Below are 23,422 nucleotides of genomic sequence, written 5' to 3'. Positions count from 1 at the left end.
CAGGGAGCCCAACAATGTCTGATCCGATCACCTTCAAGTCCGGCGGCTGCGGCTCCGGCAACTGTGCCTGCAAGGCAGGCGCGCTGCGCAACGAGCGCGGCCCGTTCGACGATACCGACTACGGCACGCCGCTGCGCCACTCCGACGTCGACGTGACGCTCGAAATCGACGGCGAGTCGATCACGGTGCCCGCGGGCACGTCGGTGATGCGCGCCGCCGCCGAAGCGGGCGTCAACATCCCGAAGCTGTGCGCGACCGATTCGCTCGAACCGTTCGGCTCGTGCCGCCTGTGTCTCGTCGAAATCGAAGGACGGCGCGGCTATCCCGCATCGTGCACGACGCCTGTCGAAGCGGGCATGAAGGTGCGCACGCAGACGGATCGCCTGCAGGACCTGCGCCGCAACGTGATGGAGCTGTACATCTCCGATCACCCGCTCGACTGCCTCACCTGCCCCGCCAACGGCAACTGCGAGCTGCAGGACATGGCGGGCGTGACGGGCCTGCGCGAAGTGCGCTACGGCTTCGACGGCGCGAATCACCTGAAGGATGAGAAGGACGAGTCGAATCCGTACTTCACCTACGATCCGTCGAAGTGCATCGTCTGCAACCGCTGCGTGCGCGCATGCGAAGAGACGCAAGGCACGTTCGCGCTGACCATCAGCGGACGCGGCTTCGAATCGCGCGTCGCCGCGAGCGAGAGCCAGCCGTTCATGGAGTCGGAGTGCGTGTCGTGCGGCGCGTGCGTCGCGGCATGCCCGACGGCGACGCTGCAAGAGAAGAGCATCGTGATGATGGGCCAGGCCGAGCACTCCGTCGTGACGACGTGCGCCTACTGCGGCGTCGGCTGCTCGTTCAAGGCCGAGATGAAGGGCAACCAGGTCGTGCGGATGGTGCCGCACAAGAACGGCCAGGCAAACGAAGGCCATGCGTGCGTGAAGGGACGCTTTGCATGGGGCTACGCGACGCACAAGGACCGCATCAAGAAGCCGATGATCCGCGCGAAGATTACCGATCCGTGGCGCGAAGTCAGCTGGGAAGAAGCACTGAGCTACGCGGCGTCGGAGTTCCGTCGCATCCAGCAGAAGTACGGCCGCGATTCGATCGGCGGCATCACGTCGTCGCGCTGCACGAACGAAGAAACGTATCTGGTGCAGAAGCTCGTGCGCGCCGCGTTCGGCAACAACAACGTCGACACCTGCGCGCGCGTGTGCCACTCGCCGACGGGCTACGGCCTGAAGACGACGCTCGGTGAATCGGCGGGCACGCAGACGTTCGCGTCCGTCGATAAATCCGACGTCATCATCGTGATCGGCGCGAATCCGACGGACGGCCACCCGGTGTTCGGCTCGCGTCTGAAGCGCCGCGTGCGTCAGGGCGCGAAGCTGATCGTCATCGACCCGCGCCGCATCGATATCGTCGATACCGCGCACGTGAAGGCCACGCACCATCTGCAACTGCGTCCGGGCACGAACGTCGCGATCGTCACGTCGCTTGCGCACGTAATTGTCACAGAAGGCCTGCTGAACGAGGCGTTCATCGCCGAGCGCTGCGAGACGCGCGCGTTCCAGCAATGGCGTGACTTCGTCGCGCTGCCGGAAAACTCGCCGGAGATGATGGAAAGCGTAACGGGCGTGCCGGCGCAGGACGTGCGCGAAGCCGCGCGCCTCTATGCGACGGGCGGCAACGCGGCAATCTACTACGGCCTCGGCGTGACGGAACACGCGCAAGGCTCGACGACCGTGATGGGCATCGCGAACCTCGCGATGGCAACGGGCAACATCGGCCGCGAAGGCGTCGGCGTGAATCCGCTGCGCGGCCAGAACAACGTGCAGGGCTCGTGCGACATGGGCTCGTTCCCGCACGAACTGCCGGGCTATCGCCACATCAGCGATACGGTGACGCGCACCCTGTTCGAAGGCGAATGGGGCGTGACGCTGCAGCCGGAACCGGGCCTGCGCATTCCGAACATGTTCGACGCCGCGATTCACGGCACCTTCATGGGCCTGTATTGCCAGGGCGAAGACATCGTCCAATCCGATCCGAACACGCAGCATGTGGGCGCGGCGCTGTCGTCGATGGAATGCATCGTCGTGCAGGACATCTTCCTGAACGAGACCGCGAAGTACGCGCATGTGCTGCTGCCGGGCTCGACGTTCCTCGAAAAGGACGGCACGTTCACGAACGCCGAACGCCGCATCTCGCGCGTGCGCAAGGTGATGCCGCCGCTCGCCGGCTACTCGGACTGGGAAGTGACGATCCTGCTCTCGCGCGCGCTCGGCTATGAGATGGACTACACGCATCCTTCGCAGATCATGGATGAGATCGCGCGCCTCACGCCGACTTTCCACGGCGTGTCGTTCGAGAAGATCGACAAGCTGGGCAGCATCCAGTGGCCGTGCAACGAACACGCGCCGGAAGGCACGCCGACGATGCACATCGATGAGTTCGTGCGCGGCAAGGGCAAGTTCGTGATCACGCGATACGTCGCATCGCCGGAAAAGGTCACGCAGAAGTTCCCGCTGATCCTGACGACGGGCCGCATCCTGTCGCAGTACAACGTCGGCGCACAGACGCGCCGCACGGAGAACTCGCGCTGGCACGAAGAGGACCGCCTGGAGATTCATCCGCAAGACGCAGAGGATCGCGGAATCAAGGACGCCGACTGGGTCGGCATCGAATCGCGCGCGGGCTACACGGTGCTGCGCGCGAAGGTGTCGGACCGGATGCAGCCGGGCGTGGTCTATACGACGTTCCACTTCCCCGAATCAGGCGCGAACGTGATCACGACGGAAAGCTCCGACTGGGCGACCAACTGCCCCGAGTACAAGGTGACGGCCGTGCAGGTGCTGCCCGTCGAGCAGCCGTCGCAATGGCAGAAGGACTACTCGCGCTTCAACAACGAACAGCTCGAGCATCTGCGCAACCGCGAGCTGGCGGCTATCACGTCAGGCAAGTGAGGCAACACAATGGACGTACACAACCTGGTCGACATGGCAAACCGGATCGGCGATTTCTTCGAGTCGATGCCGGATCGCGACGAAGCGATCGACAACATCGCGGATCATATCCACCGCTTCTGGGAACCGCGGATGCGTCGCGCGCTACTGGCCACGCTTCATTCGAAGCCCGAAGGCTTGGAGCTGGAGTTGCATGAGATGGTCCGCGAGGCGCTCGTCCGGCATCGCGAAGATCTGACGCCGAAGGAGGCAGCGGCGGCGTAGCACGCTTTCATTCACGCAGAAGCAACAGCACCTGGCGTTCGCATCGTGTCCGATGCGAACGCCTTTTTTGTTGGCGTCACTGCGCCGGCGACGGCGGCTCGGGCAGCGCGCTTTTCGCGAACCACGCTTCGCAATGGCGCAGCAGTCCGTTCAGGTCGGAGCCCGGGCGGCCGCGCGCGCAGACATAGCCATCGGGCCGCACCAGATAGAACGAAGGCCGTGTGCGTCCGAACGATTCGCTGAGCGACGGGCCGCCGCCCTCGCCGTTCGCATCCGACACGCGCCAGATACGCACCGCCCCTGGCAGCAGGTCTTCGACGGCCGCGACGAAACGGTCCAGATCGGCGGCACGCACAGGCTTGCGAGACAGCGGGAGCAGCTTGCCGTTGTTCGATGCCGCGTCTTCGGGCGGATCGACGAGCAGAAAGAGTGAAAAGAACGCGGGGTCGTGCAGATCGAAGATGCAGCCGACGCCGGGTGCGCGTCCCAGCGGTCCATCGACGACATGCACGAGCGCATCGGGCGCGCGCTCGCCTGCGCGCGGACCGCCGTCGAGCACGCGTTCGAGCGTCAGCGGACTGCGCCGGTATTGAACCGACAGCTCGCTGACGGTGAGCCGCGCGGCATCGCGCAATGGTCCGAGCGCGGCCAGCACGGGCATCACGCGATCGCGCAGCAGCTTCATCGGACCATGATCCGCTTCCGCCATATGCGTGACGAAGGTCGTCTGACGCAGCACGTCGCGCTCGATGGGATGACGTTCGAGGTGATAGGTGTCGAGCAGACGGTCGGGCGCGTCGCCCTTCAGCACGCGCGCGAGCTTCCAGCCCAGGTTGAACGCTTCCTGGATGCCCGTGTTCATCCCTTGCGCGCCCGCTGGGCTGTGCACGTGCGCTGAATCGCCGGCGAGAAACACGCGCTGCGCGCGCAACTGCTCGACCATGCGGCTATTCAGGTGAAAGTAGCTCGACCACGACAGTGCCGTCAGCGCGATGGGATGGTGAATGCGGCTCTTCGCGATCTGCCGGCACTCGTCGAGCGTCGGCGCGGGGATCGACGAGAGCAGAGCCGGGTTGCCGCTCGCCGATGCGTTCAATGGCATCGCGGGATGATCGGCGATCAACCGGTGCCGGCCCTTGCCCATCGGGAACAGCCCCGCAAGCCCCGCACCCGACGCGAAGATGTGGAACTCGTCGTCGGACCAGCCGGTATCGACCTCGGCGTCGGCGAGCAGAAAGGTCTGTTCGAACGTCTTGCCCGCGAAGCTCATGCCGAGCCGATGGCGGATCGCGCTGTGCGCGCCGTCGGCGGCGATCATGTACGACGGATGCAGCGTCTCGATGTGGCCGTCCGCGCGCTGCAACGTCGCGTTGATGCCCGCCGAGCCCTGCGCGAACATCGTCAGTTCGACGCCGCGTTCGACGTGCACGCCGAACGTCGCGAGGTGTTCTGTCAGCAGGCGCTCCGTGATCGACTGATCGAGGAACAGCAGATACGGATAGCGTGTTTGCAACGGATCGAAATCGAGCCGCGCAAGGCGTTGCCCGTTCGAATAGAGATTTGCGGCACGCGCGCGATGACCGAGATCGAGAAACGGTTCGACGAGGCGATGCTGTTCCAGCAGTTCGAGTGTGCGCGCCTGAATGCCGATCGCGCGCGAATGGGGATCGGGTTGCGGCGCCTTGTCGATGAGCCGCACGGGCACGCACGCGCGTGCAAGGCTCATGGCCGCCGCGAGTCCCGTCGGCCCCGCGCCGACGATCAGCACGGGCGGCACGTCGAAGGAAGCACCCGTCATGCAGACCTCCGCTGTCGGACATGCTTAGGGTCTTATGCAAACAGACCCTAGTGTACGCCGCGCATTCCGATCGCTGAGGCATTGCCGACGACGCGCCGCATCAAACAGACACGCGGCGCAAGGGCTCAATGCGTACCGTGCGCCTGATCCAGCGAACAGCGGTGATGCGTCATACCGATGTCGACCTGCAACGTCGCGTGATGCATATCGAACTCGTCGCGCAACGTGCAGACGATGCCGTCGATCACGTTGTCGCCCGGATGCCCGTCCGGTATCACGAGGTGCGCGGACAGCGCGTTGCCCGTCGTCGAGATCGCCCACACGTGCAGGTCGTGCACGTCGATCACGCCCGGCTGCGCGGCGAGGTAGTCGCGGATCTTCTGCACGTCGACGCCGGGCGGCACCGCATCGAGCGCGAGGCTCACGGAATCGCGCAGCAGTCCCCACGTGCCGTAGACGATCACCGCGACCACGACGATGCTCATCACCGGGTCGAGCCAGGTCCAGCCGGTGAAGAGAATCGCGAGACCGCTGATCGCGACGGCGGCGGACACCGCGGCGTCGGCCGCCATGTGCAGAAACGCGCCGCGGATGTTCAGGTCGTCTTCCTGGCCGCGCATGAAGAGCCACGCCGAGAAGCCGTTCACGACCATGCCGACGGCGGCGACGATGAACACGTCGAGACCCGCGACGGGCGCGGGATGAATCAGACGCTCGACCGCTTCCGCGACGATCACGCCGCACGCGAACAGCAGCAAGCCCGCGTTGAGCAGGCTCGCGAGAATCGACGAGCCGCCGAGGCCGAACGTGAAGCGCGCCGATGGCCGCCGCGTCGCGAGCCACGTCGCGCCCCACGCGAGCAAAAGGCCCAGTACGTCCGAGAGATTGTGGCCGGCATCGGCGAGCAGCGCCGTCGAGTTGGCGAGCACGCCATAGACCGCTTGCACGACGACGATGAACACGTTCAGCGCGACGGCGAGCGCGAACGCGCGGCCATGTCCCGCGACGGGCGCGTGATGATGGTGATGATGGCCATGGCCGTGATGATGCGCATGCGATGCGTTGCCGTGATCCGCGTGCGCATGGTCGTGGTCGTGATCGTGCGCCGCGTGGTCATCGCCCGCGTGATCGCATGCGCCCGTGTGCGCATGCGAGCCGGGCGCTGGCTGATGCTCCACTGCCGCAGTGTCGGTGTTTGTGTTTGTGTTGGTGTTGTATTTCATGCGTGGTCCTGCGCGAGATCGACGGCCGGTTCGCCGACGGAATCGTTGAGAGGTTCGGCGACGTGTTCGAGCATGTCCGCCAGCATGCCGCTGATGTGACGGTCGGCTGCCACGTAGAACACCTGCTTGCCCTGCCGCTCCGCGCGCACGATGCGCGCCGCGCGCAGCAGCCGCAGATGATGGCTCACGAGCGAAGGCGACAGCTTCAATGACTCAGCGATCGCGCCCACCGCGCGGCGCTCGTCGACACACGCGAGCACGATGCGCAGACGCGTCGGGTCGCCCAGCAGGCGGAACAGGTCGGCGATCTGGACGACGCGGTCGTCGGCATTGAAAGACACAACGGCTGACATGATTCGGACATACATATGAACACGTGCTCATATGTTATTGAGCAACACCTGTCGCGTCAAGTCGAAGGTGCGCGCGCCGAGTGTGGGAGAATGCGCGTTTTCCCGCATCCCCCACCGCCTCCGTCATGCAACCCCTTTTCGATCGCGCGTACAGCGCGCATCGTGACGGCCGGCTCGACGACGCAGAGCGCGGCTATCGCGCGACGCTCGAACTCGATCCTGCTCACGTCGACGCGCTGCACCTGCTCGGCGTGCTGCGCCACCAGCAAGGCCAGCACGAAGAAGCGGCCGACCTCGTGCGCCGCGCCGCCGACCTGCGCCCGCAGGACGCCGCGCTGCAGCTGAACCTCGGCAATGCGCTGAAGGCGCTCGGCCAGCTCGACAAGGCAATCGAACGGTTTCGCAACGCGCTGACCCTCGCGCCCGCGTTCGCGATCGCGCACTACAACCTCGGCAATGCGTATGCGCTCGCCGGCCGCCACGAAGATGCCGTCGACGCCTTCCAGAAGTCCTTGCGGCTGCAGCCGACGGACGCGTCGTCGCACGTCAATCTCGGCAATGCGTTGCATGCGCTCGGACGGCATCGCGAAGCCGTCGACTCGTTACAGCGCGCGCTCGAACTGCGGCCGGGCCACGCGGGCGCGCACAACAACCTCGGCATGGCGCTCAATGCGCTCGGCTCGGCCGACAAGGCGATCGTGCATTTCCGCGCGGCGCTCGAAGCGGAGCCGCGCTTCGTCGCCGCGCAGTTCAATCTCGGCAATACGCTCGACGCGACGGGTCGGCATCAAGAAGCCGTCGCGGCGCTCGAAGCCGCGCTCGCGCTCCAGCCGAATCTGCCGCCCGCGCTCTTTGGGCTGGGCAACGCGCTCGCCGCGCTCGGCCGTCACGAAGAGGCGTGGCCGCGTTTCGAACGCGCGGTCGGCCTCGACCCCACATTCACGCTCGCGTGGCTGAGCCTGGGCGCCGCGCATCATGCGCTCGGCGCGCACGAGGCCGCGATTCGCGCGTTCGATCAGGCGTTGCGTCTGCGGCCCGATCTGGCCATCGCGCATATGAACCGCGGCGTGACGCTGCTCACGCTCGGCAATTTCAAGCGTGGCCTGCCCGAATACGAATGGCGTCTGGAGAATACGGCGCAGTCGCCGAACGCGACTGCGCTGCCGCGCTGGAACGGCGAGCCGATCGCCGGGCGCACGCTGTTCGTGCACGCGGAACAGGGCTTCGGCGATACGCTGCAATTCGTGCGCTTCGCCGAGCTTGCCGCGCAGCGTGCCGCGCATGTCGTGCTCGAAGTGCAGCCGCAGCTCGTCTCGCTGCTGGCGCCCACCGCGCGGCAATGGCGCATCACGTTGATCGCGCAAGGCACGAAGCGTCCGCACGCCGACTTGCAGTGTCCGTTGCTGAGCCTGCCGTTCGCGCTCGGCACCGATTTCGATGCGATTCCGGCGCGCGCGCCTTATCTGAATGCGCCCGCCGCGTCGCGCCGCGCGTGGCGCGGTTCGCTCGGCGGACACGCGAAGCGCAAGATCGGGCTCGCGTGGGCGGGACGCGCGCAGCGCCAGGAAAACCGCGCTCTGCCGCTCGAGGCGCTCGAACCGCTGTTCGCGCTCGACGGCATCGACTGGATCGTGCTGCAGCCCGCACTCAGCGACGACGAGCGCGCGACGCTCGACACGCACCCGCGCGCCAAGAACATCCATCGCTTCGATGCGCGCATCCACGACTTCGCTGACACGGCGGCGATCATCGAACGGCTCGACGGCGTCGTGTCGGTCGATACGTCGATTGCGCATCTGGCGGGCGCGCTGAACCGGCCGCTTTGGCTGATGCTGCCGTTCGCCGCCGATTGGCGCTGGTTTGTCGGCGAGCCGCGCAGCCCGTGGTATCCGTCGGCGCGTCTCGTGCGGCAGCCACGGCCGGGCGCGTGGGCGGATGTCGTCGAAGAGGTAGTGGCCGCGTTGCGGAGTTGACCGCGCGGCCTTGCGTCGCCGGCGATCCAATGAAAAACCCCCGCTAGCAAGCGGGGGTTTTGTTTTCCGGCGACGCAGCCGGATGGGCGAAAAGCGCTTACGCGGCCCGGTACTGGTTGCGCGCTTCCGGCGTGCGGTACAGCACGAGCGTCGCGATCAGGCCGCAGACGGCCGCCACGCTCATCCACAGGCCGGGTGCCGCCTTGTTGCCCGTCGTGTGGATCAGATACGTCGCAATCGCGGGCGTGAAGCCGCCGATCGTCGTCGCGAGACTGTATGCCAGCGAAAAGCCCGCCGTGCGCACGTCCGACGGCATCACTTCCGTCAGCGCAACCACCATGCCGCCGTTGTAGCAGCCATACAGGAACGACAGCCACAGTTCGACCATCAGCAGGCGCACGAACGACGGATCGGCGACGAGCCATTGCACGGCCGGATACGACGTGAGAATCGTCAGGATCGTGAACGTCAGCAGCACTGGGCGACGGCCGATGCGGTCCGAAATCGCGCCCGACACGGGCAGCCATATCAGGTTCGACACGCCGATGCAGACGGTCACGATCAGCGTATCGATCGCGGAGAGCTTCAGCACTTCCTTGCCGAAGGTCGGCGTGTAGGCAGTGATCATGTAGAACGACACCGTCGTCATGATGACCATGCCCATGCCGCCGAGCACGATGCCCCAGTTCTGAGCCATCGAACGGAAGATTTCGCCGGCCGTCGGGCGATGTTTCTTCGCGAGAAACTCTTCCGTTTCCTTCAGCGAGCGGCGGATCAGGAACAGGAACGGCACGATCAGACAGCCGATCAGGAACGGCACGCGCCAGCCCCACGCGGTCATCTGGTCGGCGGGCAGCAGGCGGTTCAGGAACACGCCGATCAGCGCGGCGAATACGACGGCCACCTGCTGGCTGCCCGACTGCCACGAACAGTAGAAGCCCTTGTTGCCCTTCGTCGCGATCTCGGACAGATACACCGACACGCCGCCCAGTTCGACGCCCGCCGAGAAGCCCTGCAACAGGCGCCCGAGCAGCACGAGCGCGGGCGCCAGCACGCCGATCGTCGCGTAGCCCGGAATCGCGGCCACCGTCAGCGTGCCGAGCGCCATCAGCGACAGCGTGAGGATCAGGCCCTTGCGCCGGCCGTGATGATCGATGTACGCACCGAGCACGATCGCGCCCAGCGGACGCATCAGGAAGCCCGCGCCGAACACCGACAGCGACAGCATCAGCGAGGCGAACTCGTTGCCGCTCGGAAAATACGTCTTCGCGATCGCGCCGGCGTAATAGCCGTAGACCATGAAGTCGTACATTTCCAGGAAGTTGCCGCTGACGACGCGGAATACGGTACGGGCCTTGGATTCGCCCGTCGATGCGTGGGCATGGGATGCTGTTGCCATGTCAATTTCGGTATCGGCCCGCAACCTGCGCAACGCAGGCGACGCGGGGCAGTGGAAACGATCCGCACGGAAACGAGTGCCTGCAGATGCACGGATCGGGCAACAGCCGAGCCAAATACAATTGGCTCGGGCACGGCGTTCACCTGGGCGCGGTATTCTGATTCTGCGAACCCCGCCGATGCATCAGGGTAAACCTGCAGTCTCGCTTACGACACGCGGTTGCCTCGATAATAACGTTTCTGAGAACGCCGCGCATTTAATACAATTTACTTACATTGACGCGCTTTCGGGAAAATTCTTCCGATGCGGTTGCCGCCGCTTCCGCGACGCCAGATGACGCCGGAACGCATGCGCCGTATCGTGAGTCCTTGGCGACTTCGTCCTGCTGATTTCGTCCAGCTTCGATCCACCCAACCTGTCTGCTTCCGTCTGTCCGGTACCGCCGCAATGCCCGATCCTGTTTCGCCACCCGCTCTTTCGAACCTCGCGCTGCGCCCTGCCACCGACGCCGACGCCGATCTCATCGCCGCCATCCATAGCGCGAGCTGGCAGGCAACGTACCGCGGGCTGCTGCCCGATGCGTTTCTCGATGGCGAAGTCGTGCAAGAGCGCGCGTCCTACTGGCGCGCGCGGCTCTCGGCGCCCGGTGCCGACCGGCGCATCGTGCTGATCGCCGAGCGCGCCGGAGAGCCGATCGGCTTCATGTGCGTCGAGCGCCAACCGGATTCGCCGTGGGGCGTGCTGCTCGACAACCTGCATGCGCTGCCCGCGCACCAGGGCATCGGCGCGGGCAAGCTGCTGATGCGCGCCGCTCAGGACTGGGCGCGCGAACACGGGGAAGCGCAGCTCTATCTCTATGTGCTCGAAGGCAATGCGCCCGCGATTGCGTTCTACGAGCGGCAGGGCTGGCAGCTTTCGGGCGCGGAGCCCGACCATATGGGAGGCGTCGATATCACCGCATTGAGATACGTGTATCGCCTGGATCGCACGTCTGGCTATCACTGATACCTGATTAGTTTTGGGAATTATCTGATCGATCGATCTGCATCCGCCTGCCACCATGCCCCGTCGAAAACCCCGACGGCCAGCGTAGGCAGGATGCCGGTTCACGCCTGATGTTGTCTGCCGCTTCGAGGCTCCAAGAATGCCAACAAAAACGAGGGAACGAGGCGAAGACCGTGTCGACACCACAATTCACTCTCATTGCCGGCGCCATGGCGATGCCGCGCCTCCGCCCTCTCGAGCTGGTCTCGCGCTCCATCGGCCGTGAATGGTCGCTGTTGCCGCCGAACATCAGCTTCCGAAAGGAACTGAAAGTCCTGTATACGGCGATGATGCGCACGTTCTGCCTGAACGCCGCCGCGATTCGCGCGATGTGCCGCTGGGACCCGCAGACCCTGCGCCGCCAACCGGCCGTCTCGAACGCGCCGGCTGTCGCGCCCAGCAGCAGCGCCATTTCGCTCGACTTGCGTCATCCGGCGCGGTCGTTCAAGCGCAAGGACCGTCAATGGAACACGATCGCTGGCGGCGCATGCGCGATCAGCGGCGCGGCCGTGATCGCGTGGCTCGTCGCGAGCCAGCAGCGGCAGCCGCTGGCGCCGACACTGGCAGCCGCGCCTGACGTGACGCTCAACGCCCGTGCAACGCATGTCGACGATGAACCCGCGACCTCGGAACATCTGCGCTCAGGAAAAGTCGCGCGAACGACTGAAGCGCCCCTCGCCTGGAATCACGCACGCGGCGATCTGAACGCACGAGCCTCGGATAAAACGGCGCCGCAGGCCGCGGACAAGCCGAGCGCACCTACCGCGAGCGCCGGGCACTTCGACCTGGGCAGCCGTGGCATGTCTGAACGCGCATTCTCGGTTGCCAGACGCACTGTCGATACGAATGCAAGTGCGTCGCCCAAGTCCGCCATCGATCGATTCACACCAACCGCGAGCCGAACGCATTCGGCGAAGCGAGAGCGCGACGCCGTCACGAGCGCAGGCACGCACCGCGCCCGGCATTCGACGATCCGTTCGCTGGATACCGAGCCGCGCTACGGCTGGCGGTCACAGCTAGACGCACGCCATCACCCGACACACGGCACGCTGCATCGCACGCGTCCACAACCGTCGATGGCGGGCGCCTACTCGCCGTTCGCGCCGTCGCCGCGAGTCAACAGCGACTATGCTTCTGTCACCATGTCGGCGGGCATGCACGGCATTGCGCCCGCAGCCATCGCGCGTGGACACGTCGATACGGACAGCACCGAGTGGATGAACCATATGTCGCAACGACGCGTCACCGAGATACCCGATCACTTCTCGAAGTAGGACCGGTCAGCAAGCGCGCCCGTCGGACAAGACAAAGCGCTCACGCAAAAAAGAACACCCCAAAAGCTGAACGCCAGCTTTTGGGGTGTTTTTTATTGCAAGGCGCGACCCGCAGCGCGGCTTCACGTTGAAGGCCGCCCGTGCAATCCCTCAGCGTCCGCCAGGCAATCCCGCCTCCGCCTGACGCTGCAATTGCAGAACCTGCTGCTGCAACTGGCGCAACTGCGACTGCGCCTTTTCCTTCTCTTCGCGCAAGGCAAGCATTTCGTCCTGCGTTTGCCGCTGGTAATCCGCGACCTTCGCTTCCTGGGCGCGCGCCACCTGGATGTCCGCCTGCAAACGCTGCGCGCGTGCCTGCGACTCGCTGATCACGCGCTCGATCGAGGCGTTCTGCGCCTGCAATTGCGTCCTGCGGATTTCGACTTCGGCGAGCTGCGCCGTCTGCCGCGCAAAGCCCGCATAGATGGCTTCGGCGCGCGTCTGATCGGATGTCCGGATGACGCGCCAGAAGCGCTTGTTCTGGAACAGCGCCACGTAGTACGTCATGTCCTGCGCGTAGAAGAACATCGATGCGCCGTAGCCGCCGTTGTACGTCGTGCGCATTTCCGTGAGCGTACCGTCGTGGATCAGTTGCATCAGATCGGCGACATCGCCCTGCATGCTGCCGCTCGCGCCTGAATTCCCGTCGGAATTCGCTTCGTTGGCCGGCTCGGCGACGGAGTCCGGATCGCTTTGCGCGCCAGACGACGCATCGGCCTGGGCGATTTTGGCACCGCTCGCGCGACCGACGTCCGGGTTCGACGCCGCCTTGCTCGCCGCCCACGCGACGCCGCCATGCACGAGTGCGAAGGTAATCGCAAGCAATCCTATGCGGCGCAGATCCAAGGGGTACTTCATACGTCGATACTCCATGCGTATCCAGAAACAGCCTCGGATTATCGCGCGGATTGTGCCCTTTCTGACGCGCTGCTACAGGACTTTAAATCGAGATAAATGGACAACTAAGCAATCCGATGCGCAAATGCAAAACATCGTAAAACACGCGCCCTATTCCTGAATCGAGCCTCGGAAACCGAGACGATCGCCGCCACCAAACGCCGACGCAAAAAAAGAAACGCGGGCGCCACATCACGTGTGCGCCCGCGTATCGACGGAAAGACGCGAAATCAGAAGCGCGTTTCGCGTGCGACTCGCAAGAACGTATCGAGCAGCGGCGTGCAATCGAGCAGTTCCGGGCCGCCCGCGCGGTGAAACTCCGGGTGCCACTGCACGCCCATCACGAACGGCGCGCGCCGGTAGCGCACGGCTTCGATGATGCCGTCCGACGCCGACACCGCTTCGATATTCAGATCGCGTCCCAACTGATTGACCGCCTGGTGGTGGATCGAGTTGACGATCGCCTCGCGCCGTCCGGGGAACATATTGACCAGCGTCGAGCCCTCGGGGAAGTGAACCGAGTGACGGTGCTGGTCGTAATGTTCGTTGACGTGGATGCCTGCCGTCGGCACGTCGCTGGCGATGTCCTGATACAGCGTGCCGCCGAACGCGACATTGATCAGCTGGCAGCCTCGGCACACGCCCAGCACCGGCTTGCCCGACTCGATGAATTCGTGCAGCAGTTCCAGTTCGTACATGTCGCGCACACGGTCGCCGGGCCATTCGGGCCGCGTCGCGGCTTCGGCATAGGTTTGCGGTGACACATCGGCGCCGCCTTGCAACAGCAGGCCGTCCAGATGCTTCGCGTAGTCGCGCAGACGGATGTTGCTCGGGTGCAGCATGCCCTGATGGCCGACCGTCGGAATCATGAATACGAGCACGTCGCGCGACATCACCCAGTGCGCAATCGATTCTTCCAGGTACTGCAGCGTCTTGCCGCGCAGCCCCTTCGCGCCAGGCTCCGGATGGAAGATGCGCGCCGACACGCCGATGCGCAGCGTGCGCTGCGTGATCCTGCGCCCCGCGCGATCGAACAGCTGGCGCGCGCGCGCCGCCATGACCCGTCCGAAGACGGACCACGCCGAATCGCTGCGCTTCAGATACGCGGGCTGTCCCGGCGGAATGGCGGTGGCAGGCGGCGGATTGGCCGCGCTGAAATCCGGTGCCGAGCCGAAACCGGGCGGCGGCGAACCACTAGGTTTCGCCGACGAGCCGAGCGTGCCGTCCGGCTCGCCACCGACGGGCGCAGCCGCAGCCGTGCCTGATGCGTCCGCCGTTCCCGCGGGGCTTCCCGCTTGCGCCGCTGCCCGCTCCGCGCTCGACACGACCGACTGCACGCGCGCCGCCGCTTCCTGCTGCGCGGTGGCCTGTGCGGCACTCGCTCGCGCGCGCTCGACCTCGCTGCGCTGCGGCGCGGGGGCGTCCTTGGGCGTCACGTTGGAGGCACTTTCGGGAGAATCGGTGGAGGCCGCTTCTTTGGCGGGAGTGGGAGTCGGAGCCGGTGCGGATTTCGGCGCGCCCGACTGGCTCGTCGAAGGAGTGGGGGTGCCGGGTGCGCCGGTGTTATCGGAATTGTTTTCGCTCATGACTGTGGTCCAAACGCGTCCTGGCGCGCGAACGAATAGACATATCTTATTATCCGCCTCGCGCCGTGCGGGGGCAAACCAGCACACATTTCGTCACATCGCGTCACAACATGCAACGTTGTGCGAACGGATACCACGTCCCCGATTGCATCCGCGCAACGCCATCATGCGCCACTTCGATGACGCTTTGCCATCAAGGGTCCGGCTGTTCGTCGAAGGTTTCGCGCAGCGCGATCTGCATCGTCGCGTGAATCCGCACGCACCAGCGCCAGAGCACCGCCAGCAGCAGCGCGGCGACCAGCAGCACGGCGACGAGCAGCCCCGTCGGCGGCAGGATCGCGCTCGATAGCGCCGAGACGAGCAGGAACACGCCCAGCATCGAAACGACGGGCACGAGATCCGAAATGGCGTAGCGGATCGCGCTCGTGAACCGCCCTGCCTTCGCCGGCTGCACGCTGATTTCGGCGAGCAGCAGCGCGAGCGACTTGGTTTTCCGGTAGACGGCGACGAGAAACGGCATCGAGACGACGAGCGCCGCGCTCCACACCACGACGCGCTGCATCGGCTCGGACGGCAGCCATCCTGTGATAAAGCGGCTTCCATAAGGCGCGCCGTACGATGCGCCCAGAAAAACGGCCGCGACGATCGCCAGATTGACCGCGATCTGCAGGATGATCCGGCGCGTGAGGCCGAACACCGTCGGCCCGCCCGAGGCCGGCCGCAGGCTGCCGAGCCACTGCCCGTACATGCCGAACACGTTGGCGACGGTGGGTGGCATCGCGTGGCCCAGGCGCCGCGTGAGGGGATCGGCGGCGCGGATCAGATAGGGCGTGAAGAGCGTCGTCAGCGCGGAAACGGCGACGGCGATCGGATAGAGAAACGCGCTCGTCACCTTCAGCGTGAGCCCGAGCGACGCGATGATGAACGAGAATTCGCCGATCTGCGACACCGTCATGCCGACGCGCATCGCCGTGCGCCCGTCCTTGCCCGCCAGAAAAGTGCCGAGGCCGCACGACACGATCTTGCCGGCGATCACCGCGATTGTGATCACCGCGATCGGCCATGCGTAGTCGACCAGCACGGCCGGATTCAGCATCAGCCCGATCGTCACGAAGAAGATTGCGGAGAATGTGTCGCGCAGCGGCGCGATCAGATGTTCGATCCGATGCAGGTGGCGCGACTCGGCCATGATCGCGCCGATCAGAAACGCGCCGAGCGCGATGCTGTAGTCCAGCTTGACGACCAGCAGGCAGAACGCGAAGCAGAAGCCCAGCACCGAGACGAGCAGCATCTCGTCGCTCTGCGATTTCGCGACGTAGTTGAGCGCGCGCGGCACGACGAGAATCCCGACCACCAGCGACACCGTCATGAACAGCAGCAGCTTGCCGAGCGTGACGAGCGCGATGCCCGCCGATAGCTCGCCCGTCTGCGCGATGCCCGACAGCAGCACGAGCATCGCGATGCCGAGAATGTCCTCGACGATCAGAATGCCGAACACCAGTTGCGCAAAACTCTCACGCTTCAGGCCGAGGTCGGCGAGCGCCTTGACGATGATCGTCGTCGATGAAATCGCGAGAATCGCGCCGAGGAACAGCGAATCCATTGGGCTCCAGCCGAACGCGCTGCCGATCTCGTAGCCGATCCACAGCATCAGCACGATTTCCGACAGCGCGGCCACGATGGCCGTCGCGCCGACCTCGACCAGCTTGCGAAGGCTAAATTCGAGCCCTAGCGAGAACATCAGGAACACGACGCCGAGCTCGCCGAGCGTCTGGATCGTCTGTTCGTCGTGGATCAGCTGGAACGGCGGCGTGTACGGCCCGATGATCACGCCCGCCGCGATATAGCCGAGCACCACCGGCTGCTTCAGGCGATGGAACAGCACGGTGACGACGCCCGCGAGCGCCATCACGACTGCCAGATCCTGAATGAAGCCGATTCCGTGGTGCATGGCGCCCTTCCTTACAAAAAGTAATGCAGAGATCGCGATGGTACCGCACGAACGGTGAAAAACAATTGTGGCGAAGCGCGATGGAATGCATCGCGCACGATTGGCGCGTGCCCCGCCCGAAGCGTCACAATACGAGTCCCAGCCATCGTCAACAGCACCTGCCGCGCTCACGCCATGACCACAGCCACGCCTACCGATTTCACGCCCTTCCCGCCGCTCGCCCAGCTTGGCGCCGATCTCGCCGCCGGCCGCACGACGAGCCGCGCGCTCGTCGAAGCCGCGCTCGAGCGCATCGCCGATCCCGCCGGTCAGGGCGCGACCGTCTTCATGCACGTCGACGCCGGCAACGCCCGCGCGACAGCCGATGCGCACGACCGCCTGCGCGCCGCCGGCACCGTGCTGTCGGCGCTGGCGGGCATTCCCGTGTCGGTGAAAGACCTGTTCGACATCGAAGGCCAGGTGACGCGCGCCGGCTCGACGGCACTGGCGGGCGCCGCACCCGCCGCGTCGGATGCGCCCGCCGTCGCGCGGCTCAAGCGCGCGGGCGCCGTCATCGTCGGCCGCACGAATATGAGCGAGTTCGCGTTCTCCGGCCTCGGGTTGAATCCGCACTACGGCAATCCGCTGTCGCCATACCGGCGCGGCGTGAAAGGCGACGAGCGGGTGTCGGGCGGATCGTCGTCGGGCGCGGCCGCATCAGTGGCGGATGGCATGGCGGCCGTCGCGCTCGGCAGCGACACAGGCGGCTCGCTGCGCATCCCCGCCGCGCTGTGCGGCCTGACGGGCTTCAAGCCGACAGCCGACCGCGTGCCGAAGCAAGGCGGCGTGCCGCTCTCGCCGACGCTCGACGCGTTTGGTCCGATCGGCGTGACGGTCGCGTGCTGCGCGCTCGTCGACCGGATTCTCGCGGGACTGGAACCCGTCGTCCCGGCCGCGCGTCCACTCGAAGGCGTGCGGCTCGGCGTGCTGAATCACTACGTGACGGACGGCATCGAGCCCGAAGTCGCGCAGGCCTACGACGCCGCGCTGAAGCACCTGGAAGCGGCGGGCGCCATCGTCAGCGACGTGCGCTTTGCGCCGCTCGACCGTCTCGCCGAGATCAACCGCTTCGGCTTTTCGCCGATCGAAGCGTATGCGTGGCACAGGCCGCTGCTCGAAGCGCATCGCGGCGACTACGATCCGCGCGTGCTCGCGCGCATCCTGAAGGGCGAGCCGGCGACGGCCGCCGACTATCTCGACCTGCTCGCCGAACGCGCCGCCGTCCTCGCCGAGGCGCGCACGATGTGGCAGCGCTTCGATGCCATCGTCGCGCCGACGGCGCCCATCGTGCCGCCGCGCGTCGCCGATCTCGTCGATGACGACGACGCCTTTTTCCGCGCCAACGGTCTGGTGCTGCGCAATCCGAGCGCGTTCAATTTCCTCGATGCGTGCGCGTTGTCGCTGCCTTGCCATCCGCGCGGCGACGCGCCCGTCGGGCTGATGCTGGCCGCCGCGCCGCACGCGGACGATGCGTTGCTGGGAATAGGACGTGCCGTCGAAGCAGTATTGAACACGATCCGCTGACGGCTGCTCATCGCGGAGTCTCCTGCCCGCCGGCAAGCGCCACGGCCTTCGGCTAGAATCGCGCGACGCCTTTTCGGAATCTCAACCGCTATAAGGATTATGGTCAACGATAACGTCATGCTGCGCCGCGAGCGCAATCTCCTCGTTCTGCTCGGGCTCGTCTGCGTCGCGCTCGTCGGCGGGGCGCTTTATCTTCAGTTCGTCGAGCATGAAGACCCTTGTCCGCTGTGCATCATCCAGCGGTATTTCTATCTGCTGATCGCCGTGTTCGCTTTTATCGGCGCGAGCATGCGCGGATGGCGCGGCGTGCGCGCGCTCGAAGTGCTGGCGCTGATCTCCGCGCTCGCCGGCGTGGCGACGGCCGTGCGGCATGTGTATGTGCAGTCGCACCCGAACTTCAGCTGCGGGTTTGATGCGCTGCAGCCGATCGTCGATGGACTGCCTCCCGCGCATTGGCTGCCGAGTTTGTTCAAGGTCGCCGGGCTGTGCGAGACGCCCTATCCGCCGATACTTGGTCTCTCGCTGCCGCAGTGGTCGCTGGTTGGATTCGTCGTCGCGTTTCTGGCTCTCGCGGCGAGCCTGTGGCGAAACCGGCAGGCACGCTGATTCTGCTGGACTGCGCCGGGATGGTCGCGTGAGGGTCTTTCCGGCGCGACGCTTCCTTTTCTGGTCCGTCGCGCCGGGCCGTTCGCGCTGCCGTTGCTTCCGGCGGCGCGACGACTCGGCCTCCCCTTCGGCGTAAACACCTGGCTAGCCGCCGCTCGCCGCGAGCGCATCGCCTGATCCGCTGTCCGCCGGGTGCTAAACGCGCAAAGCCCTGCGCCATAAGGATTCGCGCCCTTTTTCAACACGCTCGCGCCCCGCTTGCGTCCTCGCACTCGCGTCCTCATGACCGCTCCCGAATAACCCCCATTCGCGCCGGGAAATATTTTTGGGACAAAGTGGTGTTATGTTCGGTCATGGATGGCGATCTACGTGCGCGAGGCCGGCTACGGCGCGACCCCATGCGTAACGCGCGCCTGGTCCGCAATGTCTTCAGGATTCGCCGTGACAACGCAAACCATCCGTTTCTATCACCAGGGGACCGTCCACGAAGTCGCCGACGCCCCCGCTTCGCGCACCGTGCTCCAGCATCTGCGCGACGACCTGCATTGCACGGGAACCAAGGAAGGCTGCGCGGAAGGCGATTGCGGCGCGTGCACCGTCGTCGTCGGTGAAACCGATGCGAACGGCGCTCTGTCGCTCAAGGCCGTCAACGCGTGCATCCAGTTTCTTCCCACGCTCGACGGCAAGGCGCTCTTCACCGTCGAAGATCTGCGAGCCGCGAACGGCGCGCTGCATCCGGTACAACAAGCGCTGGTCGACTGCCACGGCTCGCAGTGCGGGTTCTGCACGCCCGGCTTCGTGATGTCGATGTGGGCGCTGTACGAGAACCAGCCCGTGGGTGCGGGCCTGCCCACCCGCGACGAGATCAACACCGCGCTCTCCGGCAATCTGTGCCGCTGCACCGGCTACCGGCCGATCGTCGAAGCGGCGCAGAAGATGTTCGACGAGCAGCAGTACCCGCGCGTCATGCTCGACCGCGCCGCTGTCGTCGACGCGCTTCGTTCGATCCGGCGCGAAGAGACGTTCGAATACACCGCGTCCGACGCGCGCGGCGCTTCATTCGGCTCGCCGACCTTCTACGCCCCCGTCACGCTCGACGCCTTCGCCATGCTGCGCGCGCGGCATCCGCATGCACGGCTGCTCGCGGGCAGCACCGACGTCGGCCTGTGGGTCACGAAGCAGTTCCGCGACCTGGGCGACATCCTCTACATCGGCAACGTCGCCGAACTGAAGACGATCGAGAGCGATGCACAGACGCTGACGATCGGCGCGGCCGCATCGCTCGAAGACGCCTATGCGGCGCTGACGGCCGACTACCCCGAACTCGCCGAACTGTGGACGCGCTTCGCGTCGCTGCCGATCCGCAATGCGGGCACGCTCGGCGGCAATGTCGCGAACGGTTCGCCGATCGGCGACTCGATGCCGGCGCTGATCGCGCTCAACGCGCTCGTCGTGCTGCAGCGCGAGCACAACACGCGCACGCTGCCGCTCGATGCGCTCTACGTCGGCTACCAGAAGACGGCGCTCGAACCAGGTGAATTCGTCGCCGCGATCCGCGTGCCGCGTCCCGCGTCGGATCTGCGCTTTCGGACCTACAAGGTGTCGAAGCGCTACGACCAGGACATCTCGGCCGTGTGCGCCGCGTTCGCGCTGCGCATCGTCGACGGCATCATCGCCGATGCGCGCATCGCATTCGGCGGGATGGCCGCGACGCCGAAGCGCGCGCCGCATGCCGAAGCCGCGCTCAACGGCGCGCCGTGGGACGAAGCAACGACACAACGCGCGATGGACGCGCTGGCCGCCGACTATCAGCCGCTCACCGACATGCGCGCGTCGGCCGCATACCGGCTGAAGGTCGCGCGCAATCTGCTGTGGCGCTTCCATCTGGAAACGCGCGATGCCGCCCCGCTCGCGCTCTGCGACGTCAACGCATTCGCATTCGATGCAGGCGCGGGTTACGCCGCGCCCGCGCAGGAGCCGACGTCATGAACAAGCAGACGGATGCCTTCACTCATCAGGCCGCGCCAGCCGAAGATCAGGCGGCGCAAGCCGCAATCGGCGTGCCGCTGCCGCATGAATCGGCGACGCTGCACGTGAGCGGCGAAGCGACCTACACCGACGACATCCCCGAGCTCCAGCAGACGCTGCACGCGGCGCTCGGCCTGTCGCGGCACGCGCATGCGCGCATCGTGTCGCTCGATCTCGAAGCCGTGCGCGCGGCGCCCGGCGTCGTCGCCGTGCTGACGGCCGACGACATCCCCGGCGAGAACAACTGCGGCCCCGTGCTGCACGACGATCCGATTCTCGCGGACGGCGAAGTGCTGTATCTCGGGCAGCCCGCCTTCATCGTCGTCGCGCAAAGCCATGAACTCGCGCGGCGCGCGGCGGCGCTCGCGAAGAGCGACGACGTCGTGCGCTATGAGCCGCTCGAAGCCGTGCTCACCGCGACGGAAGCGAAGGCGAAGAAGCAGTACGTGCTGCCACCGTTGCATCTGAAGCGCGGCGCGCCCGCCGACAAAATCGCCAGTGCACCGCATAGGATCGTGGGCACGTTCGAAGTCGGCGGCCAGGAGCAGTTCTATCTGGAAGGCCAGGTCGCGTATGCCGTGCCGAAGGAAATGGACGGCATGCTCGTCTATAGCTCGACGCAGCATCCGAGCGAGATGCAGCAGGTCGTCGCGCACATGCTCGGCTGGCCGACGCACAACGTCGTGTGCGAATGCCGTCGGATGGGCGGCGGCTTCGGCGGCAAGGAATCGCAGTCGGCGCTCTTTGCGTGCGCGGCATCGCTCGCCGCGCATCGGCTGCGCCGCCCGATCAAGCTGCGCGCCGATCGCGACGACGACTTCATGATCACCGGCAAGCGTCACGACGCCGTCTACGAGTATGAAGCCGGCTTCGACGACGACGGCCGCATTCTCGGCGCGCACGTCGAGATCGCGCTGCGCGCGGGCTTTTCGGCGGATCTTTCCGGTGCCGTCGCGACGCGCGCCGTCTGCCACTTCGACAACGCGTATTACCTGCCCGACGTCGAGATCGTCGCGCTGCCCTGCAAGACGAACACGCAGTCGAACACCGCGTTTCGCGGCTTCGGCGGGCCGCAGGGCGCGCTCGTGATGGAAGTGATGATGGACGGCATCGCGCGCGAACTGAAGCGCGATCCGCTGGAAGTGCGCCGTGCGAATTTCTACGGCATCGGCGAGCGCAACGTCACGCCGTATGGCCAGACCGTCGAGGACAACATCATCGCGCCGCTGACGGATGAACTCATCGAATCGAGCGATTACCACGCGAGACGCGACGCGATCGCCGCGTTCAACGCGACGAGTCCTGTTCTCAAGCGCGGCATCGCCTATACGCCCGTGAAGTTCGGCATCTCGTTCAACGTGCCGTTTCTGAATCAGGCGGGCGCGCTCGTGCATGTCTACAAGGACGGCTCGGTGCTCGTGAATCACGGCGGCACCGAAATGGGCCAGGGCCTCAACACGAAGGTCGCGCAAGTCGTCGCGAACGAATTCGGCCTGCCGATTGCGCGCGTGCGCGTGACGGCTGCCGATACGTCGAAAGTGGCGAACACGTCGGCCACCGCTGCATCGACGGGCAGCGACCTGAACGGCAAGGCCGCCGAGGCAGCCGCGCGCACGATCCGCAAAAGGCTTGCCGCGCTGGCCGCGAAAGAACTCGGCGGCAGCGCGGAAGACGCGACGTTCGCGAACGGCGCCGTGCAGGCGAACGGCGCATCGATTCCATTCGAGCAGCTGGTCGGCGCCGCGTATCTCGCGCGCGTCCAGTTGTGGTCCGACGGCTTCTATGCGACGCCCAAAGTGCATTGGGACGCGAAGACGCTGACGGGCCATCCGTTCTACTACTTCGCGTACGGCGCGGCCGTCTCCGAAGTCGTGATCGACACGCTGACGGGCGAGTGGAAGCTCGTGCGCGTCGACGCGTTGCACGACGCCGGCCAGTCGATCAACCCGGGCATCGATCTCGGCCAGGTCGAAGGCGCTTTCATTCAGGGCATGGGCTGGCTCACGACGGAAGAGCTCTGGTGGAATCGCGATGGCCGCTTGATGACGCACGCGCCGTCGACGTACAAGATTCCCGCCGTCAGCGATACGCCCGCCGCCTTCAACGTGAAGCTGTACCGCAACGTGAACGCCGAGCCGACCGTGTTCCGCTCGAAGGCCGTCGGCGAGCCGCCGCTGCTGCTGCCATTCTCGGTGTTTCTCGCGATCCGCGATGCCGTCGCCGCGACAGCGCCCGATGCCGCGCATGCGCCCGCGTTGCGCGCGCCCGCGACGCCCGAGGCGATTCTCGATGCGATCGATGCGCTGAAGCCCGCTGCAACGGTCGCCACGACGGCCAGTCCAAAGTCACCGGAGACCGCGCCCGCCGGCGCGGGCACGACGGCATAGCGAACACGCCGGAAAAAAGCGCCGCGCGGCACGACCGCGAGGCGCACGAAATCAACTGGCTGCGCGGCCATCCCGCGCGC

The 23,422-nt window shown here is 65.9% G+C and carries 16 protein-coding genes; 9 read left to right on the top strand and 7 right to left on the bottom strand.

All coding sequences use genetic code 11. The features are described 5' to 3' along the window. Positions 1 to 14: 14 nt before the first annotated feature. The gene (gene fdhF / locus GCT13_RS19845) at positions 15 to 2,957 is read left to right on the top strand and encodes a formate dehydrogenase subunit alpha (protein WP_152760782.1); all 2,943 of its coding nucleotides are present in this window, start codon (positions 15 to 17) and stop codon (positions 2,955 to 2,957) included. 9 nt (positions 2,958 to 2,966) lie between these two features. Next, positions 2,967 to 3,221, top strand: coding sequence for a formate dehydrogenase subunit delta (locus GCT13_RS19840; RefSeq protein ID WP_152760780.1), 255 nt, complete (start codon positions 2,967 to 2,969; stop codon positions 3,219 to 3,221). Between the two features lie 76 nt (positions 3,222 to 3,297). Here the strand turns inward: GCT13_RS19840 and GCT13_RS19835 are convergent, their stop codons facing one another. The 3 genes from GCT13_RS19835 to GCT13_RS19825 form a co-directional block, all read right to left on the bottom strand. Continuing rightward, positions 3,298 to 5,019 carry an FAD-dependent monooxygenase gene (locus tag GCT13_RS19835; protein WP_152760778.1) on the bottom strand — a complete coding sequence of 574 codons (1,722 nt, stop codon included), beginning with the start codon at positions 5,017 to 5,019 and terminating at the stop codon, positions 3,298 to 3,300. Between the two features lie 125 nt (positions 5,020 to 5,144). Continuing rightward, the gene (locus GCT13_RS19830; protein ID WP_152760776.1) at positions 5,145 to 6,242 is read right to left on the bottom strand and encodes a cation diffusion facilitator family transporter; all 1,098 of its coding nucleotides are present in this window, start codon (positions 6,240 to 6,242) and stop codon (positions 5,145 to 5,147) included. Then, entirely contained in the window at positions 6,239 to 6,595 is a 357-nt protein-coding gene (locus tag GCT13_RS19825; RefSeq protein ID WP_152760774.1) for an ArsR/SmtB family transcription factor, read from the bottom strand. Before GCT13_RS19825 ends, GCT13_RS19830 begins: the two co-directional genes overlap by 4 nt. Positions 6,596 to 6,720: 125 nt before the next feature. Here GCT13_RS19825 and GCT13_RS19820 point away from each other — a divergent pair, with 125 nt between their 5' ends. Further along, positions 6,721 to 8,568, top strand: a complete 1,848-nt coding sequence (locus GCT13_RS19820; protein WP_152760773.1) for a tetratricopeptide repeat protein — start codon at positions 6,721 to 6,723, stop codon at positions 8,566 to 8,568. Between the two features lie 97 nt (positions 8,569 to 8,665). Here GCT13_RS19820 and tcuC read toward each other — a convergent pair whose 3' ends face one another. Beyond that, complete coding sequence (tcuC, locus tag GCT13_RS19815; protein WP_152760770.1) at positions 8,666 to 9,967, bottom strand: MFS transporter; 1,302 nt, start codon at positions 9,965 to 9,967, stop codon at positions 8,666 to 8,668. 447 nt (positions 9,968 to 10,414) lie between these two features. On the opposite strand from tcuC, the gene GCT13_RS19810 reads away from it, so the two are divergent. Then, positions 10,415 to 10,972 (top strand): GNAT family N-acetyltransferase, encoded by a 558-nt coding sequence (locus tag GCT13_RS19810; protein ID WP_152760768.1) that lies wholly within the window; start codon positions 10,415 to 10,417, stop codon positions 10,970 to 10,972. A gap of 173 nt (positions 10,973 to 11,145) precedes the next feature. Continuing rightward, positions 11,146 to 12,285, top strand: a complete 1,140-nt coding sequence (locus GCT13_RS19805; RefSeq protein ID WP_321574483.1) for a hypothetical protein — start codon at positions 11,146 to 11,148, stop codon at positions 12,283 to 12,285. Between the two features lie 150 nt (positions 12,286 to 12,435). Here GCT13_RS19805 and GCT13_RS19800 read toward each other — a convergent pair whose 3' ends face one another. The 3 genes from GCT13_RS19800 to GCT13_RS19790 form a co-directional block, all read right to left on the bottom strand. Continuing rightward, on the bottom strand, positions 12,436 to 13,182 hold the full coding sequence (locus GCT13_RS19800; protein ID WP_152760766.1) for a DUF2968 domain-containing protein: 747 nt from the start codon (positions 13,180 to 13,182) through the stop codon (positions 12,436 to 12,438). A gap of 269 nt (positions 13,183 to 13,451) precedes the next feature. Then, positions 13,452 to 14,807 carry a gamma-glutamyl-gamma-aminobutyrate hydrolase family protein gene (locus GCT13_RS19795; RefSeq protein WP_152760764.1) on the bottom strand — a complete coding sequence of 452 codons (1,356 nt, stop codon included), beginning with the start codon at positions 14,805 to 14,807 and terminating at the stop codon, positions 13,452 to 13,454. A gap of 193 nt (positions 14,808 to 15,000) precedes the next feature. Then, complete coding sequence (locus tag GCT13_RS19790) at positions 15,001 to 16,758, bottom strand: cation:proton antiporter (protein ID WP_152760760.1); 1,758 nt, start codon at positions 16,756 to 16,758, stop codon at positions 15,001 to 15,003. A 174-nt stretch (positions 16,759 to 16,932) separates the two neighbouring features. On the opposite strand from GCT13_RS19790, the gene GCT13_RS19785 reads away from it, so the two are divergent. The 4 genes from GCT13_RS19785 to xdhB all read left to right on the top strand — a co-directional run bounded on the left by GCT13_RS19785 (position 16,933) and on the right by xdhB (position 23,342). Further along, entirely contained in the window at positions 16,933 to 18,321 is a 1,389-nt protein-coding gene (locus GCT13_RS19785) for an amidase (RefSeq protein ID WP_152760759.1), read from the top strand. Positions 18,322 to 18,420: 99 nt separating this feature from the next. Next, positions 18,421 to 18,927, top strand: coding sequence for a disulfide bond formation protein B (locus tag GCT13_RS19780; RefSeq protein ID WP_152760757.1), 507 nt, complete (start codon positions 18,421 to 18,423; stop codon positions 18,925 to 18,927). A gap of 441 nt (positions 18,928 to 19,368) precedes the next feature. Then, entirely contained in the window at positions 19,369 to 20,916 is a 1,548-nt protein-coding gene (gene xdhA / locus GCT13_RS19775) for a xanthine dehydrogenase small subunit (protein WP_321574482.1), read from the top strand. After that, complete coding sequence (xdhB, locus tag GCT13_RS19770; protein WP_152760753.1) at positions 20,913 to 23,342, top strand: xanthine dehydrogenase molybdopterin binding subunit; 2,430 nt, start codon at positions 20,913 to 20,915, stop codon at positions 23,340 to 23,342. Before xdhA ends, xdhB begins: the two co-directional genes overlap by 4 nt. Positions 23,343 to 23,422 lie beyond the last annotated feature (80 nt).

The sequence above is a fragment of the Paraburkholderia franconis genome, from assembly GCF_009362735.1.
GTDB lineage: Bacteria > Pseudomonadota > Gammaproteobacteria > Burkholderiales > Burkholderiaceae > Paraburkholderia > Paraburkholderia franconis.
This window is presented reverse-complemented; position numbering and strand designations above follow the sequence as displayed.

What these genes read in the sequence shown, in the direction of transcription:
- GCT13_RS19830 (WP_152760776.1), bottom strand. Translation starts at nt 6,242, where the DNA reads ATGAAATACAACACCAACACAAACACAAACACCGACACTGCGGCAGTG.
- GCT13_RS19810 (WP_152760768.1), top strand. Translation starts at nt 10,415, where the DNA reads ATGCCCGATCCTGTTTCGCCACCCGCTCTTTCGAACCTCGCGCTGCGC.
- GCT13_RS19825 (WP_152760774.1), bottom strand. Translation starts at nt 6,595, where the DNA reads ATGTCAGCCGTTGTGTCTTTCAATGCCGACGACCGCGTCGTCCAGATC.
- GCT13_RS19835 (WP_152760778.1), bottom strand. Translation starts at nt 5,019, where the DNA reads ATGACGGGTGCTTCCTTCGACGTGCCGCCCGTGCTGATCGTCGGCGCG.
- GCT13_RS19820 (WP_152760773.1), top strand. Translation starts at nt 6,721, where the DNA reads ATGCAACCCCTTTTCGATCGCGCGTACAGCGCGCATCGTGACGGCCGG.
- GCT13_RS19795 (WP_152760764.1), bottom strand. Translation starts at nt 14,807, where the DNA reads ATGAGCGAAAACAATTCCGATAACACCGGCGCACCCGGCACCCCCACT.
- xdhB (WP_152760753.1), top strand. Translation starts at nt 20,913, where the DNA reads ATGAACAAGCAGACGGATGCCTTCACTCATCAGGCCGCGCCAGCCGAA.
- GCT13_RS19785 (WP_152760759.1), top strand. Translation starts at nt 16,933, where the DNA reads ATGACCACAGCCACGCCTACCGATTTCACGCCCTTCCCGCCGCTCGCC.
- GCT13_RS19780 (WP_152760757.1), top strand. Translation starts at nt 18,421, where the DNA reads ATGGTCAACGATAACGTCATGCTGCGCCGCGAGCGCAATCTCCTCGTT.
- GCT13_RS19840 (WP_152760780.1), top strand. Translation starts at nt 2,967, where the DNA reads ATGGACGTACACAACCTGGTCGACATGGCAAACCGGATCGGCGATTTC.
- tcuC (WP_152760770.1), bottom strand. Translation starts at nt 9,967, where the DNA reads ATGGCAACAGCATCCCATGCCCACGCATCGACGGGCGAATCCAAGGCC.
- GCT13_RS19800 (WP_152760766.1), bottom strand. Translation starts at nt 13,182, where the DNA reads ATGAAGTACCCCTTGGATCTGCGCCGCATAGGATTGCTTGCGATTACC.
- GCT13_RS19790 (WP_152760760.1), bottom strand. Translation starts at nt 16,758, where the DNA reads ATGCACCACGGAATCGGCTTCATTCAGGATCTGGCAGTCGTGATGGCG.
- fdhF (WP_152760782.1), top strand. Translation starts at nt 15, where the DNA reads ATGTCTGATCCGATCACCTTCAAGTCCGGCGGCTGCGGCTCCGGCAAC.